18 protein-coding genes are annotated in these 18545 nt (G+C 65.2%); 7 read left to right on the forward strand and 11 right to left on the reverse strand.

Features of this window, described 5'->3' with window-relative positions:
- The first annotated feature begins 168 nt into the window (after positions 1-168).
- Both KT882_RS05060 and KT882_RS05065 read left to right on the forward strand, forming a co-directional pair.
- On the forward strand, positions 169-1953 hold the full coding sequence (locus tag KT882_RS05060; protein WP_228894717.1) for a hypothetical protein: 1785 nt from the start codon (positions 169-171) through the stop codon (positions 1951-1953).
- Between the two features lie 79 nt (positions 1954-2032).
- Positions 2033-2938, forward strand: coding sequence for an alpha/beta hydrolase (locus KT882_RS05065; RefSeq protein WP_228894719.1), 906 nt, complete (start codon positions 2033-2035; stop codon positions 2936-2938).
- Between the two features lie 86 nt (positions 2939-3024).
- Here KT882_RS05065 and KT882_RS05070 read toward each other — a convergent pair whose 3' ends face one another.
- Together KT882_RS05070 and KT882_RS05075 are read right to left on the reverse strand one after the other, a co-directional pair.
- A complete protein-coding gene (locus tag KT882_RS05070; protein WP_161075615.1) occupies positions 3025-3378 on the reverse strand; it encodes a nucleotide pyrophosphohydrolase in 354 nt (117 codons plus the stop codon).
- Positions 3378-3830: a GNAT family N-acetyltransferase gene (locus KT882_RS05075; RefSeq protein ID WP_228896546.1), complete on the reverse strand. Its 453-nt coding sequence runs from the start codon at positions 3828-3830 to the stop codon at positions 3378-3380. The genes KT882_RS05070 and KT882_RS05075 overlap by 1 nt, the downstream gene beginning before the upstream one ends.
- Positions 3831-4011: 181 nt before the next feature.
- Here KT882_RS05075 and KT882_RS05080 point away from each other — a divergent pair, with 181 nt between their 5' ends.
- Together KT882_RS05080 and KT882_RS05085 are read left to right on the forward strand one after the other, a co-directional pair.
- Entirely contained in the window at positions 4012-4440 is a 429-nt protein-coding gene (locus KT882_RS05080; RefSeq protein WP_228894720.1) for a hypothetical protein, read from the forward strand.
- Positions 4441-4633: 193 nt separating this feature from the next.
- Entirely contained in the window at positions 4634-6700 is a 2067-nt protein-coding gene (locus KT882_RS05085) for a S9 family peptidase (RefSeq protein WP_228894723.1), read from the forward strand.
- Between the two features lie 80 nt (positions 6701-6780).
- Here the strand turns inward: KT882_RS05085 and KT882_RS05090 are convergent, their stop codons facing one another.
- From KT882_RS05090 to KT882_RS05120, 7 genes are all read right to left on the reverse strand, one after another.
- A complete protein-coding gene (locus KT882_RS05090) occupies positions 6781-7422 on the reverse strand; it encodes a hypothetical protein (RefSeq protein ID WP_161075612.1) in 642 nt (213 codons plus the stop codon).
- Positions 7423-7528: 106 nt separating this feature from the next.
- A complete protein-coding gene (locus KT882_RS05095; protein WP_161075611.1) occupies positions 7529-8182 on the reverse strand; it encodes a hypothetical protein in 654 nt (217 codons plus the stop codon).
- A gap of 23 nt (positions 8183-8205) precedes the next feature.
- Positions 8206-10218 (reverse strand): hypothetical protein, encoded by a 2013-nt coding sequence (locus KT882_RS05100; RefSeq protein ID WP_228894726.1) that lies wholly within the window; start codon positions 10216-10218, stop codon positions 8206-8208.
- A gap of 9 nt (positions 10219-10227) precedes the next feature.
- On the reverse strand, positions 10228-11820 hold the full coding sequence (locus KT882_RS05105; RefSeq protein WP_228894727.1) for a hypothetical protein: 1593 nt from the start codon (positions 11818-11820) through the stop codon (positions 10228-10230).
- Positions 11821-11846: 26 nt separating this feature from the next.
- Positions 11847-12341, reverse strand: coding sequence for a tetratricopeptide repeat protein (locus KT882_RS05110; protein WP_161075608.1), 495 nt, complete (start codon positions 12339-12341; stop codon positions 11847-11849).
- A gap of 5 nt (positions 12342-12346) precedes the next feature.
- Positions 12347-12685, reverse strand: coding sequence for a hypothetical protein (locus tag KT882_RS05115; protein ID WP_161075607.1), 339 nt, complete (start codon positions 12683-12685; stop codon positions 12347-12349).
- Between the two features lie 251 nt (positions 12686-12936).
- Positions 12937-13275: an HNH endonuclease gene (locus tag KT882_RS05120; protein WP_161075204.1), complete on the reverse strand. Its 339-nt coding sequence runs from the start codon at positions 13273-13275 to the stop codon at positions 12937-12939.
- A 139-nt stretch (positions 13276-13414) separates the two neighbouring features.
- Here KT882_RS05120 and KT882_RS30870 point away from each other — a divergent pair, with 139 nt between their 5' ends.
- Both KT882_RS30870 and KT882_RS05125 read left to right on the forward strand, forming a co-directional pair.
- The gene (locus KT882_RS30870) at positions 13415-13606 is read left to right on the forward strand and encodes a hypothetical protein (RefSeq protein ID WP_371869406.1); all 192 of its coding nucleotides are present in this window, start codon (positions 13415-13417) and stop codon (positions 13604-13606) included.
- Positions 13606-14130, forward strand: a complete 525-nt coding sequence (locus KT882_RS05125; RefSeq protein ID WP_228894729.1) for a helix-turn-helix transcriptional regulator — start codon at positions 13606-13608, stop codon at positions 14128-14130. The genes KT882_RS30870 and KT882_RS05125 overlap by 1 nt, the downstream gene beginning before the upstream one ends.
- Here the strand turns inward: KT882_RS05125 and KT882_RS05130 are convergent.
- Positions 14127-16400: a putative bifunctional diguanylate cyclase/phosphodiesterase gene (locus KT882_RS05130; protein ID WP_161075202.1), complete on the reverse strand. Its 2274-nt coding sequence runs from the start codon at positions 16398-16400 to the stop codon at positions 14127-14129. The two genes, KT882_RS05125 and KT882_RS05130, sit on opposite strands and share 4 nt — an antisense overlap.
- Before the next feature lie 119 nt (positions 16401-16519).
- Positions 16520-16984, reverse strand: a complete 465-nt coding sequence (locus tag KT882_RS05135; protein ID WP_161075201.1) for a cache domain-containing protein — start codon at positions 16982-16984, stop codon at positions 16520-16522.
- Positions 16985-17142: 158 nt separating this feature from the next.
- Between KT882_RS05135 and KT882_RS05140 the strand changes: the two genes are divergently transcribed.
- Complete coding sequence (locus KT882_RS05140) at positions 17143-18537, forward strand: M16 family metallopeptidase (protein ID WP_161075200.1); 1395 nt, start codon at positions 17143-17145, stop codon at positions 18535-18537.
- The last annotated feature ends 8 nt before the right edge of the window (positions 18538-18545 follow it).

Here is an 18545-nt window from a genome sequence, read left to right on the forward strand (position 1 = left end):
AGGACGCTGCGCGGCCGCAGCGGAATGCGGCACGCCCCGCAAGCACTGTTTTTTGCCATCTGGCCTGGAATTTGCTTCTAAGGTTGTATTTTCCTGTCCAGCGAGGGTGACGTGATATCCCGAAATGACCTTCTTGAGTATGCAGGACCGGATCGCAAAACGATCCGCGTGCTGTGGATAGATGCGGCGCACACCGCCGCCTATGTTTATAACGTGAAAGCGCACAGCGCCGAGGCGGAGCTGGCGCGCGTGGCGGTGCTGCAGGCCGACCTGGCGTCCGGCCGCGCGCGGCTGCTGCCGGACGATCCGTATATGGTGGTGGTCAACCAGGACCTGCTGCCGCCGAAGCACCTGGAGCTGCGCGCCCGCGCCTGGGAAATCGTGCGCGAACTGACCGCCATGGAGCCCGCCATCTACGAGCCGCGCCGGCGCGGCCAGCTGGTGGCGGACTATACGCAGCGGCATGGCGTATCGCATCCCACCATCTACCGCTATCTGCGCCGCTACTGGCAGCGCGGCCAGACGCCGAATGCGCTGCTGCCCGACTACGCCAATTCCGGAGGACGCGGCAAGACGCGCGCGGCTTCGGAAGGCATCAAGCGCGGCCGCCCGCGCAAGGAAGGCGCCGCGCCCGGCGTGAACGTGGACGAGCAGATGCGCGCGGTGTTCCGCGTGGCCGTTGCGCGCCACGCCGCCGTGCATCCGCCGCTGTCGCGCCGCGCCATTTTCGACCAGATGCTGCGCGACTTCTTCTGCGAGCGCAGCGTCGCTCCCGGCACGCAGCGCGTGCAGCGCGGCGAGGCGCTGCAGGCGCTGCCGACCTTCGGCCAGTTCAGCTACTGGCTGGAGCAGGACCAGCTGATGGCGGCGCAGCGCATCGCGCCCGCGCTGCCCGGCGATAGCGATATTGCCCATCCGGGCCGCCCCGGCGCGGCCTTCCGCGTCGAGGCCATGCAGGCCGAGGTGCAGTTGGTGTCGCGCGCCGACCGCAGCCAGGTCACCGGCAAACCCTGGCTGTACGCGGTGACGGACATCTTCAGCGGCGTGGTGGCAGGCGTGTATGTGAGCATGGAGCAGCCCAGCTGGCGCCACGCGCTGATGGCGCTGGCCAACAGCGCCGCCGACAAGCGCCGCTACTGCCTGCGCCACGGCCTCGATATCCCGTCCGGCGCGTGGCCGTCGCGCCACCTGCCGGAGCTGCTGTTCGCCGACGCCGCGCTGCTGGGCGATGCGGACGACGGCGCCTTGCTGAACAACTTCAATGTGCGCTGCCTGGTCGCGCCGCAGGAAGGGCCGTCGCCGTGGAGCGCGGAGCTGGGCAAGCGCTTTGCGCTGCGCACGCACGCGGCGGCCATCGCCGCAGCCAGTACCGCCGCATCGGCAGCCGCTCCCGCAGCCGATGCCGCCGCCCCGTGCGGCCGGCTGGATGCGGTGCTGGACCTGGAGCAGTTCACGCGCATCGTCATCAGCGGCGTGCTGGCTTACAACCACACGGCGCAGGAGGACGACCGCACGCCGCAGCAGCTGTGGGACTGGGGCGTGGCGCAGCGCGGAACGGCCTTGCGCCAGTATGCCGAGGAGCTGGTGCATTGCAGCCTGCTGCCGGTGCAGGACGCGGTGGTCACGGCCGAAGGCATCTGCCTGCACGGCACCTATTACAGCTGCGCGCGCGCCGTGGAGGGGCGCTGGTTCGAGCGCGCCGCCCAGCGCGGCCAGTGGCATGTGAAGGTGGCCTGCGACACGTCCAGCCTGGACACCATCTACCTGCTTGACCCGCAGGCGCCCATGCATTTCCACGCCTGCCATATCGCCGAACGCAGCGTGGCGCACCGCCGTCTGTCGTCGGCGGAAGTGCTGCGGCTGCGCGCCGGCGAGGCGCCGGTCCGCCAGCACGTGCCGCCGCCGGGCCAGTACGCCAGTTTCGAACGCATGGTGGCCGCACTGGCGGGTTAGCGAGCTGCCGACGAGCAGCGGGTGACAAGCGGAATAGGGCGCGGTATGCTGCGCCTTGCCCCGCTTTTATGGACCACCCATGCTGACCACACTACGCAAGACGCTCTGCGCCGCCGCCATTGCCGGCGCCGCCGGCGGCAGCGCGCACGCCGCCGCACCGATGACGCTGCAGGACTACCTGGCCCTGGACGGCCCCGCGCCGCAGCAGCACATCGCCTACGGCAGCGCGCCGTCGCAATTCGCAGAACTGTACAAGCCCGCCGGGCCGGGGCCCTTCCCGGTGGTGATACTCATCCACGGCGGCTGCTGGACCGTCCATTTCGGCGGCATCAAGCAGATGCGCAACGTGGCCGGCGCGCTGATTAAAAACGGCATCGCCGTGTGGAACGTGGAATACCGCCGCGTGGACGAGGAGGGCGGCGGCTATCCCGGCATGTACCAGGACGTGGCCACGGCGGTGGACCGCTTGAAGCAGGAAGCCGCCGCGCACCAGCTGGACCTGACGCGCGTGGTGGCCATGGGCCATTCGGCGGGCGGGCATCTGGCGCAATGGGCCGCGTCGCGCCACAAGCTGCCGCAGTCCAGCCCCGTCTACCGCGCCGCGCCGCTGCCGATTCCGCAGGTGATCAGCCTGGGCGGCCTGGCCGACCTGCGCAACGAGGAAGCGCTGATCAAGAGCAGCTGCGAGCGCGACATGGTGCAGCTGACGGGCTTGCCCAGCGCTACGAGGCCGGATGTGTTTTCGGACACATCGCCCGCCGAGCTGTTGCCGGCCGGCGTGCGCACCGTGCTGGTGACGGGGGAGCTGGATACCGTGTCGCCGGTGCGCGTGGCGCAGGATTATGCGCGCCGCGCAAGTGCAGCGGGCGACGCCGCCGAGGTGGTGGTGCTGCCCAACGCCAGCCACTATGACGAAGTGGCCGCCAGTTCGCCCGCCTGGAAGCTGGTGTACGCCGAGATCCGCAAGGCGCTGGGGCTGCCTTGACGCTTGCACGGCGAGTGGCCTGTGGCGGTGGTATTGCGTAGGGCGGGTTAGCGCAGAGCGCGTAACCCGCCAATATGCCGCGTCAGTTAATACTCGTTGTACTTGCGCATATCCCCGCGCACCTTCTCGGCGGGGTATTTTGCGCGGTTCAATTCCATCTTCTCCAGCACCGCGCTGCGCAGGTCCACGCCGGTCTTGTCGGCCAGCTGTATCAGGTACAGCATGACGTCCGCCAGCTCGTGCCGGATGCCGACGCGTTTGCGCTCGTCGAGTTCGTGCGCGGCGCCGGTGGGCAGCCACTGGAAATGCTCGGCCAGCTCGGCCGCCTCCACCGTCAGCGCCATCGCCAGGTTTTTGGGTGTGTGGAACTGCCCCCAGTCGCGCTCGGCCGCGAAGGCGCGCGCCAGGTCGCGCAGTTCGATCAGGCTGTCTTGTTCCATCACGCCACCTGCTTGCGCATGAAGACGCTGAGCGGGTCGTCGCGGTAGTCGCCATACGGACCGCAGCGCTGGTAGCCCAGCTGCTCGTACAGCGCAATCGCTTCCGGCTGCGCCGGTCCGGTCTCCAGCGCGTACACGCTGCTGCCGCGCTGCGCCGCCGCCTGTTCCAGTGTGGTGAGCATGCGCCGCGCCAATCCCTGGCCGCGCGCTTCAGGCCGCACATACATGCGTTTGACCTCGGCGAACTCCGGCGTCACCACCATGGCGCCGCAGCCTACCGCTGCGCCTTCCGCGTCGCGCGCCACCGCGAACAGCACATTGGGCTGCTTCAGCGAGGCCAGGTCCAGCGCGTACACGCTCTCCGGCGGATACAAGGTCAACTGGTAGGCGTCCAGGTCGGCAATCAGGGCGATGACTTCGGGCTGGTCCGGCGTTTCGAAAGCGATATTCATGGGCGTGATGGAGGCGAAAAACGGGTGTGGCTGCATTGTAGCGCAAGCCCGGCGAGGGGCATGCAGGGGCGCTATGCACGCCGCGCCGGCGCGAGAAAAATACTATCCCGCCGCCGTGAAAGCTGGCTATATTGAATCATAGTGGGGCGACAAAGCCCCCCTCCAAGCGAAGGAGAGCATCATGAAAAAACTGCTGCTGGCGCCGCTGCTGTTCATGGTTTGCATCGCCGCCATGGGCCAAACGGCGCAGGACCCGCAAATGGTCGATTCGGTGCGCGTGCCCGCCACCGGCCTGTCCATCGTCGTGCCGGAACACAGGCTGGGCATGTATGCGGTGGACTTCGGCGCCTACAAGGGCGCCTACGACCTGAGCAACGGCGGCCTGCTGCAACTGACCTCGCAAGGCCGGCGCATGTACGCCCAGCTCGACAACGGCGAACGCACTGAAATCGTCGGCACCGGGCTGCAAAGCTTTGTCGCGCTCGACCGCAGCCTGCAGATGAGCTTTGAACGCAAGCCGGACGGCGACATGGGCGGCGAACTGCTGATCGCCCGCACCCCGCGCGTGGCCGGCGAGCCGGTGCAGTACCTGCTGGTGTCGCTGCGCTAGGCGGCGCCCTCAGGCAGCTCCGATCGTGTAGCAAGCCACGGGCGAGTCCGCCGCCCGTGGTGTCTCCCTTTCCGCCGGCTTCGTCCTCCCTGGCGCGGCCGGCGGGCCTCTTTTATCCCCGAATCTTGGTATGATGTCCGACTGCGCCAGCCACAAGCTGGCCTTTTTTATAACGATGTCGGAGATAAACCGAATGAAATTACGTCTGCTGGTATTGGCGGCCGCGCTGGCCGCGTCCGGTGTTCAGCACGCACAGGCCGCACCGCGCGGCTTTACCGTGGAAGACCTGGTGAAAATGGAACGCGTCGGCAGCCCGCTGCTGTCGCCGGACGCGTCGAAAGTGGTGTACACGGTGCGCGCCACGAATATGGACAAGAACCGCGGCAACACCCAGCTGTGGATGCTGGACCTGCGCGCGGCCAAGCCGGCGCCGGTGCGCCTGACCCAGGCCGACGCCAGCAGCACGGACCCCGAATGGTCGCCCTCCGGCGATGCCGTCTACTTCCTGTCCGCGCGCAGCGGCAGCAACCAGGTCTGGCGCCTGCCGCTGGCCGGCGGCGAAGCGGCGCGCGTGACCGACCTGCCGGTGGACGTGGAGAACTTCCGCCTGTCGCCGCAAGGCGACCGCCTGGCCATGAGCCTGGCCGTGTTCCGCGACTGCGCGGACCTGGCCTGCAGCAAGGCGCGCATGGATGCGCAAGCCAAGAACAAGGCCACCGGCAAGGTCTACGACCGCCTGTTCGTGCGCCACTGGGACACCTGGAACGACGGCCGCAACAACGTGCTGTACACCGCGCCCATCGACAGCAGCGGCAAGGTCAGCGCCGCGCCGGTGAGCCTGAGCGGCGGCATTGACGGCGACGTGCCGTCGAAACCGTTCGGCGACCACGACGAATACCAATTCAGCCCGGACGGCAAGACCGTGGTGTTCTCGGCCCGCGTGGCCGGCAAGACCGAAGCCTGGTCCACCAACTTCGACCTGTTCAGCGTGCCCGCCGCCGGCGGCGAGCCGCGCAACCTGACCGCCGACAATCCGGCCTGGGACACCCGCGCCCAGTTCTCGCCGGACGGCAAAACCCTGGCCTACACCGCCATGAAGCGCCCGACCTTCGAGGCCGACCGCTTCCACCTGGTGCTGATGGACGTCGCCACCGGCAAGAAGCGCGCGCTGACCGACGCCTGGGACCGTTCCGTGGCCGACTACCGCTGGGCGCCGGACGGCAAGACCCTGCTGGCCACCGCAGACGACGTGGGCCAGCACCGCCTGTTCAGCATCGACGCCGCCAGCGGCAAGGCCAGCGCCGTCTCCGGCCCGGGCTATGTGTCCGCCTTCAGCGTCGCGCGCGACACCGTGGTGATGGCGCAAGCCTCGCTGGCCTCCGGCGCGCAGCTGTACAAATTCAAGCTGGGTACTAGCGCCGCCAAGCCTGAACAGCTGACCAGCGTCAACCAGGCCGCGCTGGCCGACGTGCGCTTCGGCGAGTACGAGCAGTTCTCCTTCAAGGGCGCCAACGGCGAGACCGTGTACGGCCACGTGATGAAGCCGTGGAACGCGCAGCCGGGCCAGAAGTACCCGATCGCCTTCCTGGTGCACGGCGGTCCGCAGGGCAGCTTCGGCAACTCGTGGAGCTACCGCTGGAACCCGCAGGTGTACGCCGGCGCCGGCTACGCCACCGTGTTCATCGACTTCCACGGCTCCACCGGCTACGGCCAGGCCTTCACCGACTCCATCAGCGGCGACTGGGGCGGCAAGCCGCTGGAAGACCTGAAGAAGGGCATGGACGCGGCGGTGGCCAAGTTCCCATGGCTGGACCGCGAGCGCAGCTGCGCGCTGGGCGCGTCCTACGGCGGCTACATGATGAACTGGATCGAGGGTAACTGGGCCGACGGCTTCAAGTGCATCGTCAACCACGACGGCGTGTTCGACATCCGCGGCATGGCTTACTCGACCGAGGAAATCTGGTTCACCGAGTGGGAATACGGCGGCCCGTACTACAAGGCGGCCGAGTCGCACGAGAAGTTCAACCCGGTGCACCACGTTGCCAAGTGGAAGACGCCGATGCTGGTGGTGCAGGGCGACCTGGACTTCCGCATCCCTACCGCGCAAGCGCTGGGCACCTTCACCGCGCTGCAGCGCCAGGGCATAGACAGCAAGCTGCTGGTGTTCCCGGACGAGAACCACTGGGTGCTGAAGCCGGCCAACTCCGTGCTGTGGCACCATACGGTGCTGGACTGGCTGAACAAGTACACCAAGCAGTAATGCCCTGAAAAGTTAACTTGTATGAGTTTGAAAGCCCGTCATGCATTGCCATGACGGGCTTTTTTTACTATGCAGGCGCACTATTTCTGCGATAGCGTGAGTACGATTTGATTATGCTTGTTCAGAGACGCGCGAATCTTGTAGTTGACGCCCTTATGAGAGATGTCCCAGGCGATGTTGTCGGTGCGGACCATGATCGTTCCGTTTTCCGGCGTTTGAATGTTCACATTGGTAAGCGATGGGTCCTCTGAACTGGATGTGCTTCTGATGACGATGGTAAATCCTGGGAAGAATGTCAAAGAGCCGCCGCTGGCAATGACGGCTACGGGAAGTTTTGCGGATGGTGGGGATACGCTTTTTCCCTTACCTGGACGCGCTTCCGACTTCATTGAAATGATTTTTTCTGCATGCGCTGCGCATACCTTGGTTGCGCCTTCGAAGTATCGTGCGCCCAAAGCAAGAATGGCTCGGCTCTCTGTTTCCCGGGCGGCCTGAAGTTCGACTTTGCCGGATGCGACTCTATTCCCGGCGGCTATGCTCCCACCTCCCTTGTTGTTGGCTCCATTTGACTGATCGAGATAAGCAACCAACTGCTGCTTGTTACCGCCAGTGGCATCAATGCAGGTAATCAGGTCCACCATTGAATTGGATGTGCAAGCGCCTCGGTACAGTTGACTACCTGCCTCGCAGTCGAGCGCGAACGACGTGCTGGAGAAGGCCATAAGTGTGCATAGTACGATACTGCGAAACATGCTGCGCTCCCGTTGAATTTTTATACAAGGCTGGGAGCTGGACGATAAATGTGCCGGCTCCCAGCCTTGGTCTATATCAGTCGGCGATGGCGACTGGTGCGTCCGAAGCCTTGGCCGGCGGGTTCTTCACGCCCACGGCGGTGAACACTTTCGGCACCTTGGTGGCCAGCGAGGACGCCAGTTCCAGCTGCGTCTTCAGGCTGCCTGCGGTGTCTTTCACGGTGCCCAGCTTGCCCAGGTTGGCCGGGTTGCCGCTCAGGCCGCTGATCACGCTTTGCGACTGGCCGATCAGTTCCTTGTCCTTCAGTGCGGCCAGCATGAAGTTGTAGGCGGCGCCGGCCAGTTTCTGCTTCTGCTTGGCGTCCATCTTCTTCGCGTCTTCATTGGCGATCTTGTCGAAGTCCTTGGTGTTGAGCAGGGCGGTCTGCGACTGGATGATGGCCTGTTCGGAAACGGCCTTCTCCTTGGAGTCGGTCTTTTCGCTGGCCACTTTCTTCAGCGCGTCGATCTGCGCCAGCTCTTCCTTCGATGCCAGCGATGCCACCAGCTGGTCCAGCGAGCCGCGCATCAGCAGTTCGGCGGTCATGGCGTTTTTCAGGAAGCCGTCCACGTCCACCGAGGCGGATGGCGCCGATTTGCTGGCGCCCGGCAGCGACAGGCCGCCCAGCTGGGCGTGTGCCGCCATGCTGGTGCCCAGGATCAGTGCGGCGGCTGCGGCTTGTACTTTCATGCGTGCTTTCATGTAGCTCTTTCTTAGTTGGTGGTGGTGGGGAAAACTAGTTTGGCGGCGATGCTGCCCAGCAGCTGCTGCGCCTCGTCGATCAGGTCGGAGCGGATCAAGGCGTTGACGGCGTCCGCGCCGGTCGATTTCTCGTAGCCGCTGGTTTTGAATTTCGATTCCAGTCCGACGCGCGCGCCGACCACGCCGCCTTCGCGGATGCGCATGGTGTAGCGCGCGGTGACGTTCTTCTGGCACTGCTCGCCGCATTCCTCGCCGGCCAGGTCGATCCGCTGCACCGGCTGCACGCAGGAGGGCACGGCGGGGATGGTCCATTTGATGGCCGAGCGGAAGCCGGTCGCGCCGTTGACGGTGTCGTCGGCGATGGCCTTGATCTCGGGCGCGTAGTAATTGCCCGGCATGGCCTTGGCCAGCGCCATCGACGCCAGGTTCTCGAATTCCGGCGTGCGCAGCGCGCCCAGGGTTTCCGAGTCGCCGCACAGGCTGAAGGCGGCGGCCGACTTCGGCGTCACACCCAGCTGCAGGGTTTCGAACACGTCGCCGGCGGCCGGCGCGGCCTTGTCCTTGCCGAGCGGGATCACGGTGGCGACCAGCGTTTCATTGCCGATGCGCCGGGCCGCCACCGCTTCGGACAGCGGGAACAGCAGCTTGACGCTCTTGCCGTTGAGTTTGAATTCCGTCGGCCGCAGCAGATAGCCCGCCGCCTGCTGGGGGTAGACCTTGGCCGGCGTCGGCAGGAAGATGCCGTCGGCACTGACGCGCGCCACAGCCGTGGCGTCCGGCTTGGCCTCGGCCAGCTTGCCCATCTGCTGCGCCAGGTTGAGCAGCACGTTCTTGATGGCGATTTCGCGCCGCGCCGCCGGGTCCAGGTCGAAGCCGTTGTTCACTTCGATCTTCTGGCGTTCATGGCCGGCGGAGGTGAACAGCACGCGGCCGCTGGTGTCGATGATTTCGGCGTAGGCATTGGCTTCGAAGCTGCGCACCGTGCGGAAGCCCAGGTTGGTGCGGGCTTCGTACAGGATGGGATCGGCCACGCGCAAACGTATCAGCAGGTCCGGCGTGTCGCGCTGGGCGGTGCTGGCCGTCGCCAGCGACGCCTGCTGGGCGATGGACTTGAGCAGCGCGGCGAAATTGCGGTTGACCTGCACCATGGTCAGCGGCGCCTGCTGGCCCAGCTCCTCGGAGAACAGCTGCGCCACGTATTCCTGGCTGAAGCCGGGCGCCACCTGGTCCACCACCACGGTGGCGCGCGGGCGCAGGCGGCCGTCGATCTTGCCGACCACGTATTTGCGGAAGCTGGCCCCCGGCTGCACGCCGTCGGCCAGGACCGGCTGGGCCACGGCGTAGTCGGCGCCGGCGTACACCACGCGGATCAGGTTGGACTGCTCGTCCTCCAGGCTGTCCCCGGACTGGAAGCCCTGCTGGTAGCCGCCGGCCAGCAGCAGCATGCCGTTGTGCAGCGCGGTCACCTTCGCCTCCAGCGCGCGCGGCTGGAAGCCGGCGTTGGCCTGCTTGCACAGCTGCTCGATCAGCGCGTTCAGCGACGCCGCGTACAGCTTGTCCGCCTCGGCGCGCAGCGCGGCTTCGCCCAGCGCCTTGCCCGACACCAGCGACAGCGCCGCATTGGTGCTGGTGGCGGTGAACAGGATCTCGCCGGTCAGCACGTTGGTGAAGTAGATGCTGCCGGTGACCGGGGTGCGGATCTCCACGTTGCCGTCCGGCTTGCGCGCGGTGTAGGTCGCCATGCGCGTCAGGTGGAAGGACACGGCGAAGGTGTGCGCGCCGGTCTTTTGCGTCAGCTCGCCGGTACGGCCGTTGAAGGCCGTGTCCAGCGCGTCCTTCACCTGCTGCGACACCTTGGGCATGTCGAGCGACTGCATGAAGCGCTGGTCGATGGCCTTGCTTTCGCCGCTGTCCCAGAACACGCCGCGCACCGGATACACCTTGGCTTCGGCGGCGGCCAGCGCGACGGGCGAGGCCATGGCCAGCAGCAGTGCCGGCAGCGCAAGGAGGGAATGTTTGAGCATGGCCGTTCCTTACTTCTTCTTGGCGGGCGCCTTGGCCGGCGCGCCGCACTTGTCCAGGCACAGCGTCACGAGTTCGCCTTCCACGGTGCCGTCCAGGTTCTTGCCGGAGAACGCTGGCTGGCTGGACACGGCGCCGTAGACCTGTTCCATGGCGTCGCCTTTGCCCTTCAGCGTCAGCGTGACTTTCACGCCGTCCGGACCGTCTTCCTTCTTCTCGACGGCCGAGGCGCCGTCGATGTCGCGCAACGCCTTGGCGAACGCCATGCGCACCGGCAGCGCCAGGTTACTGCCCTTGAATTCCACCGTGTACTGGCGGCCGCGCGCGGCGCGGTCGGCCCAGTATCCCAGCGCGCTGGAGGCGAAGCTGGGCGCCATCAGGCGCGCCGCCTTCTGCGCGGCCAGCGCCGCGCAGCCTTCGATATTCGGGCCGCTGGCCTGCGCGCTTTCGGCCATGGAGGCGATCATCTCGCCGCCGGCGGTGGCGAAGGCCTTCACTTCGGCGTTGGCGACGCAGCCCATCTCACCGGTGGCGTTGTTGCGCTCGCCGGCGATCACGGTGGCCGAACCGACCATCAGGAAGTCGGCATTGGCCTTGGTGCGCGCGAACTCGCTGAACTTGGCCATCTCCGCCGTGTTGCCCAGCAAAGTCAGGTTGATGGCCTTGTCGCCGAAGAATTTGCTTTTCGCATTCATCGAATCGAGCAGCCGCAGGTCGTAGTCGCGCAGCTTGCCGGCGAACTCGTTGAGGAACAAGGGGCGGTTGGTCGGCTTGGACGTGTCCTGGTACTTCACCAGGTGCTTGTAGCTGGCTGTTTCATGACTGGAGGCGGCCACGTTGCGCGCATCGACCGAGGCGCGCTGCGACTTCGAGGCCGACGCGGCGCTGTAGTTCTCCTTGGCCGAGACGGCGGCGGCCGACGAGCGGCTGCCCTGCAGGCTGGACTGCTCGCTGGCATGCAGGCTGTCGCCGCCGGAACGCAGGCCGGCCGCGCTTTGCGAGCTGGCGTTGATCTTGGCCGACGAGGCGCTGGACGCGTTCAGGCTGCCGGAATAGGCGGCCGCCGAGTTGTTGGAGGAGCTGGCGGAGGAGGCCTTGATCGACTTGTCGCGGAAGGCGGAGCCAGCGTCGTACTTCAATTCCACCAGTTCTTCCAGCGGCATGTTGAGGTCGCGCGTGCTGGTCATGAACTCGTCCACCAGCATCAGGATGCTGAAGGAGCGGTCGCTCAGCTTGTCCAGGTCGGTGCCGCGGATGGCGTTCTTGATCTGCTTGCGGTCCACCGACACTTGCACACGGGTGACGAATTCGCCGCCCACCGATTCTTCCGAGGTGACGCGGACGTCGCGCATCTGCTTGGCCACTTCGGTCACGATGGGGGCGAAGCGCTCGTCACTCGCGTCCAGCGCGGTGGCGTCCTTGATGGCCTTGAGCACGGCGTCGCGCACGGCGTCCTGCTTGGCGGCGCCGCGGATCGCGGACGCATTGCCGGCGCCCAGCGGCGCGCGGCCTTCGCCGATCACGGCGTCGTCGGCACGTGCGGCACCGGCCAGGGCCAGCGCACCCAGCGCCACGCAGATGGTTTTTTTCAACAGATTCGGCATAGCTTTTTCCCCAATTGCGTTATTCATTAGTTTGTTTTCGGCATTTCCACGACGACGTCGCCGGCGCGGATAACGGTCTTGCCGGCCGTTTCGGTAATGCCCACCGCGTCGGAAGCGGCGGCCGGCGTTTCCGCCGTACCGGCCTGGACGCGGCGCGGGAACGCGCTGTCCATTAATTCCGCGTAGGCGGACATATTGCGCAGTGATTGCAAATTGTCGTTGGCGGCAATTGCCTGCTCGTCCTTGTAGCCTTTTTTGATGGCCGATTCGAGCGCGGCCAGGGCCGCGTTTTTATTGCCCAATTGCGCCTGCGCCTGGGCCAGCAAGTAAAACGCCTCATAGTCGTCCGGCGCTTTGGCGCTGAGTTTCTCGGCCTGGCTGGCGGCCGCGCCGAAGTTTTTCTGCGCCAGGCTTTGCGCGGCGTGCTGGCGCATGGCGTCCGTGCTGGCGAAGGGGCCGGAATCACAGGCTGCGAGCATGGCGGTAGCTGCCAGCAGGCTGGCAAAAACGTACTTTTTCATAGTGCTTAGCGGGAGATGGTGAAGGAATAGGAGCGGCTGTGCGGATCCTGGCACAAGCCCTGCAAGGCCTGTCCTGCATAGCCGGTGGTGCTGTCGTTGCGCACTTCGGCATAGCATTTCAGACGCGTTTGGAACACGTCCAGGTCGCCGGTAATGGCGTAGCTGCGTTGGCAATAGGCGTCGCTGGAATTGCGGCAAGCCTCAGCCTGCAAATACAGGCGCTGGCTGCCGCCGGTTTCACCCGGCAATTCGAAATAGGAGCCCTCGGCAATAAAGCGGGCCGGCAGATTGGCGCGCTTGCCGCTGCTATTGGAAATCAATTCTACGGAGCGGTAGGCGCTCAAATCCGGTGCCGGCTCCAATCGCTGGGAGGCGCAGGCGGACAGTAAAAGTGGCAGTGACAATACGGCAGCGGTATTTAGGCGCATGAAACTAATATTTCCAATTAGCAATTCGGATATATTATCTGAATCTTAATTGATGTTGTCGGAAATATTTGTTTCTAATGGTAAAAATATTTTGCCGTTTAACCTGAGAATTAACGTTTTGGTGATAATTGGATAGCTTTCAAGAGGCAATCTTCTGCTAGCAATTCCTAATACCATTCCAGATTATCTACGGCGTTGTTGCGCTTGTTGCCGTCCTTGTGGCGCACGCTGCTGCGGCCTTTCGGGTTGGGCAGGTGCGCCTCGGCCACCAGGTCGTGGACGAAGAACTGGCCGGTGCGGCTGCCGTTGCTGAGCGTGACGCGCAGCCCTTCCGGCAAGGCCAGCGCGCGCAGGCACTTCACTTGCGGCCCCCGGTTGCGCAGCACGCGCCCGTCGCGCGAGACGACGTAGAAATCGCTGCCCTTGACCGGCTTGGTGCCGGCGGCGCGCAGCGAGTAGGCAAGAGCGGCAGCCAGCAGGCACACCGTAACAACAATCAATTCCATTGGATGCAAAAGGTTGCGAGGATCACTCATGATAGCGGACGCAGGGCAGGATGCGCGACTTTTTGAGATTGCACTATAATGTATTCAATGGTTGTCATGTGACAACCTCTGGCCGTGCTATGTGAACCCGGAGAGCATGATGGCTCGTGTGTCGCATCCCAAGAAAAGCCATGCCTGGGGAAAGATGTATTGTCCCTATAACGATGAGACTTGCCGTTGCGGCGAATTTTGCATTGCGTCGGTATGGAGTACTCCGAAAAATCCCGGCAGTCATGCGAAGGCTTTGAGGCGTGTGGTCGATAATTGCGCCCGGAACAAGAGGCAACACTAATGGACTTTATTTTTAGGCTCAAATACCAACTGGACGTGGATGATGCGAACCATGATGAACTGCTTGAACGCCTGGGCGAGGCGGGGTGCGACGATGCATTAGTTGGGATCGGCCAGCCAGGCCGGGTTGCGCTTGAGTTCACGCGCGAAGCGGACAGCGCATACATTGCCCTGACAAGCGCCCTTGCCGACGTCAAGCGCGCCATCCCCTCGGCCAGGCTGATTGAGGCCGGTCCGGACTTCGTAGGTCTAACCGATATTGCCGACGTCGTGGGTGTATCGCGCCAAAATATGCGCAAGCTCGCCATGAATAATGCTGCTACCTTCCCGACGCCGATACATGAAGGCAGCTCCTCGCTGTGGCACTTGGCAGATGTGCTGCGCTGGCTGCTGGCGAAAGGCAGCTACAAGCTGGAGCCGGGCATGCTGGAAGTCGCATCGACGGCGAAACAGCTCAATCTGGCGAAGCAGTCGCGCCAACTGGAGCCCGAAGTACTGCAAGCGGTTCAGGGCCTTCTGGCCTAGCCGCCCAGCCGCGCCAGCAGCGCGTCCAGCGGGGCGGGGCGGGCGTACAGATAGCCTTGCAGGCCGTGGCAGTCGTTGTTGACGAGGAAGTCGGCCTGGGCCTGCGTCTCCACGCCCTCGGCCACCACCTTCAGCCCCAGGTGGTGCGCCATCGCCAGGATGGTCTGCACGATGGCCGTGACCGAGGCGTCGGCCGGCGTGTCCTGGATGAAGCTGCGGTCGATCTTCAGCTCGTACAGCGGCATTTTTTTCAGGTAGGCCAGGCTGGAATAGCCGGTGCCGAAATCGTCGATCGAGAAGCGGATGCCCAGCGCGGCCAGCTGGCGCATGCGCAGCACCGTGTCCTCCAGTTTTTCCACCAGCAGCCCTTCGGTCACTTCAAAGATCAGCAGCTCGGCCGGCGCGCCGGTTTCGGCCAGCAGCGTGCGCACCTGCTCCACGAACAGCGGCTGGCGGAACTGGCTCGGGCTGACGTTGACCGACAGCGGCAGCCGGTGGCCCGCCGCCAGCAGTTGCAGCACCGCCTCGCAAGCCTGGCGCATGGCCCAGGCGCCCAGCGCCAGGATCTGGCCCGATTCCTCGGCCAGCGGAATGAACAGCGCCGGCGACACCCAGCTGCCGTCCGCGCGCTGCCAGCGCATCAGCAGCTCGGCGCCGATAATGGCGCCGTCGCGGTCGACCTGTGGCTGGTAGTGCATGGCCAGCTCGCGGTTGTCGATGGCGGCGGCCAGGTCGCGCTCCAGGTTCAGGCGCTGCTCCACCTCGGCCTGCATGGCCGCCTCGAAGAAGGCGATGCCGTTGCGCCCGTCCGCCTTGGCGCGGTACATGGCGATGTCGGCCTCGCGCAGCAGGTCCTGCGCGCTCTGCTCGCCCTTGGGCAGCAGCGTCACGCCGATGCTGGCCGAGCTGCTGTAGGTCTGGCCGTCGATCACGAAGTCCTCGGCGATGGCCACGCGGATCTTCTCGGCCACCACCAGCGCCGCGTGCGCCGCCGTGGCGTGCACGCCGCTCAGGTGGGCCAGCAGCACCACGAACTCGTCGCCGCCGATGCGCGCCACCGTGTCGGCCTTGCGCATCAGCTGCGCCAGGCGCGCCGCAGCGTTCTTCAGCAGCGCGTCGCCGGTGGCGTGGCCGCGCGCGTCGTTGATGTATTTGAAGTTGTCCAGGTCGATGAACATCACCGCGCTGTACTGGCTGTTGCGCTCCGAGCTGGCCAGCAGCTTGTCGATGCGGTCCATTAGCAGGCGCCGGTTGGGCAGGCCGGTCAGCACGTCGAAGTAGGCCAGGCGGTGGATGTCGTCCTCGGATTTTTTGCGCTCGGTGATGTCGCGCTCCACCGCCACCCAGTGGGTGTTGTTGCCGCCCTCGTCGGAGATGGGCACCAGCTCGCGCTCCACCCAGTACGGTTCGCCGTAGCGGGTGTAGTTGAGCAGCTCGGCGCGCACCGCCTCGCTGCGCGCCATGGCCTGGTTGATGCGGTCCAGCGTGCCGGTGGCCGTGTCCGGCCCCTGCAGCAGGCGCAGGCTGCCGCCCAGCATGCTGTCGCGGTTGTAGCCGCTGCGCCGCTCGAAGGCACGGTTGACGAAGATGATGCGCTGCTCGGTGCCCGCCACTTCGGCGATGCTGACCATGTCGTTCAGGCGCGCCACGGCGGCGGCGGTCAGGCGCAGCTCGGCGTTCAGCGCGGTCAGCTCCTGCTGCCCCTGCTCCAGCGAGGCGGCGGTGGCGCGCAGGTCGCCGATGGACTTTTCCAGCCGCTGCAGCAGCACGCCGCACGACAGCGTCAGTACCGCGGTGATGAACAGGTAGTTGGAAGTGATCACGGACCACTTGAGGAAGGCCGCCAGCTCCAGTCCCTGCAGGTCGGGGATGGTGTTGGTGTAGAAGCCGATCACCAGCAGCGCGGCGCTGTCGATGGCCAGCGCCCACAGACCGGCGCGCAGGCCCAGTAGCAGCGCGGCCAGCACCGGCACGGCCATCAGGTAGATCTGGCTGACCGGCCCCACTTTCACCAGCAGGCCCACGCCGAAGATGAAGGTGACGGCCAGGAAGTTCAGCACCCGGGTGCGGAAGCTCACGCTGGTCAGGCGCAGGATGCCGAAGATCCAGACCAGCGCCGCCACGTCCAGCACCACCACCGACCACAGGTTCTCGGCGATGCTGAGCAGCATGCTGGGCACCGCCGTGATCACGCCCAGCCCCAGGACGAACTGCAGGATGCGCGTAAAGATCTGGCCGCGCCAGTGCGCGACGTCGTTTAGCGCTGCCACTCGCAGCCCCCGTTCTTGGCCAGTAACATAGGTATGAGGTGTGGTTGTTGCTGACCAGACATGTTACCTGCAAAGCCGCAGCCTGTCACGGCTTGCGAGGCGCCGGCGGGGGCGGCGGCTTACTGCGGCTTGTAAATGCCGCAGCCGATGATCAGGTCGTCCACCTTCTCGATATACATGGACTTCGGCTCGATCTTCTTGGTCAGCGGGTCGAGGAATTTGTAGTCCTGCCAGCCCTTGCCCTTGGTCTTGGCGATCTCGAGGCGCTCGCGCATATAGTACTTGCCGTCGCCGTCGCGGATGTCGATCAGGTCCTTGCCTATCATGCGCGGGTTCTGGCCGTGCGCCAGGTTTTTGCCGTTCAGGTCGTACACCACCACGTACAGGTCGCGGTCGGTGAACTGGCCGCGCGGGTCGTTGATCTCGGCGAAGGCCTTCTCCTTGCCGTGCGCCTTCAGGTAGGCGATGGCTTTTTTCGCCATGGCCATCGCTTCGTCGGCATTGCCGCGTTCCGCGGCGCGGGCCGGCAGTTGCGCCAGCAGCAGGGTGGTAGCGAGAGTCAGTAGCATCAGCCGTCGTTTCATGGACACACCTCCCAACGTTGTGGATGTGAACCCATCTTAACTCAAAAAAAAAAGATGGCGCTTGCAATAATTGGTGAGTATCTTTTGCTGTGCAACAGGCAAAATTGCAGGTTCGGCAAAACGCCGGACGCTCCACCCTCATTAGAAAGGTTTACCTTATGCGCATGCGCCAAATTCCCGTCCTGCTGGCCGCCGCCATGCTGTCGCTGTCCGCGCAAGCGGCCAGTGCCGACCGCTGGGACGTGCCGGTCCACGTCAAGAAGCTGGACAACGGCCTGACCGTCATCGTCACCGAAGACCACAGCTCGCCCACCGTGGGCGTGAGCGTGGTGTACAAGGTGGGCATGCGGCTGGAGCCGCAGAACCGCACCGGTTTCGCGCACCTGTTCGAGCACCTGATGTTCCAGGGCACGCCGAACGCGCCCAAGGGCGTGTTCGACAAGACCATCACCGGCGGCGGCGGCAACAACAACGGCTCCACCCGGGCCGACTTCACCAACTACATCGAGACCGCCCCCGCCTCCGCGCTGGACGCCATCCTGTGGCTGGAAGCGGACCGCATGAAGACCCTGGACTTCAACGAGAAAACCCTGAAGAACCAGCAGGACGTGGTGAAGGAGGAAATCCGCGTCAACGTGAAGAACCAGCCTTACGGCGGCTTCATGTGGATCGACATAGGCCAGCACGCCTTCCAGAAGTGGGAAAACAACCACGACGGCTACGGCAGCTTCAAGGACCTGGAAGGCGCCAGCCTGGACGACGTGCGCGCCTTCCACCGCGACTACTACGGCCCCAACAACGCGGTGCTGGCCATCGCAGGCGACGTGACGCCGCAGCAGGGCTACGCGCTGGCCCAGAAGTACTTCGGCGCCATACCCAAGCGCCCCACGCCCGCCTTCGGCGATTTCAGCGAAGGCCTGAACACGGCCGAGAAGCGCGTCGAGCAGAGCGACGCGCTGGCCCAGGTGCCGGCCTTGGCGGCGGCATGGAAGATGCCCGCGCGCGGCAGCAAGGACCAGGCGCCGATGGCGGTGCTGGGCGAGCTGCTGGCCGGCGGCGACGCCTCGCGCCTCTATCTGGGGCTGGTGAAGGGCCGCGAGCTGTCGCTCAACCTGTCGCCGCTGTACGGCCTGACCGGACCTTGGGAATACGACGGCCCGACCCTGTTCACCGTGTTCAGCATGTACAAGCCCACCAGCAGCGCCGACGCGGTGCTGGCGGCCATGGACGAGGAAATCGCGAAGGTGGCCAAGGACGGCGTGGACGCGGCCTCGCTGCAGCGCGTGAAGACCGCCATGCTGGCCCAGTGGTACAACAAGCTGGAAAGCTATATCAACCGCGCCGACACGCTGGCCAAGCTGCAAACCCTGTGGGGCGACGCCAAGGTGGTGAACAAGATTCCGGGCTGGATCGAAGGCGTGACATCGGCGGACGTGCAGCGCGTGGCGGCCACCTATCTGACCAAGGCCAACCGCACCGTGATCGACCGCAAGCCGGCGCCGAAAGCCCCGCCCGCCGCACCTGCCGCCGCCGCCCCAGCCGCCAACAAATAAGGACCGCA

It is taken from the genome of Pseudoduganella aquatica (assembly GCF_020865585.1).
GTDB lineage: Bacteria > Pseudomonadota > Gammaproteobacteria > Burkholderiales > Burkholderiaceae_D > Rugamonas > Rugamonas aquatica_A.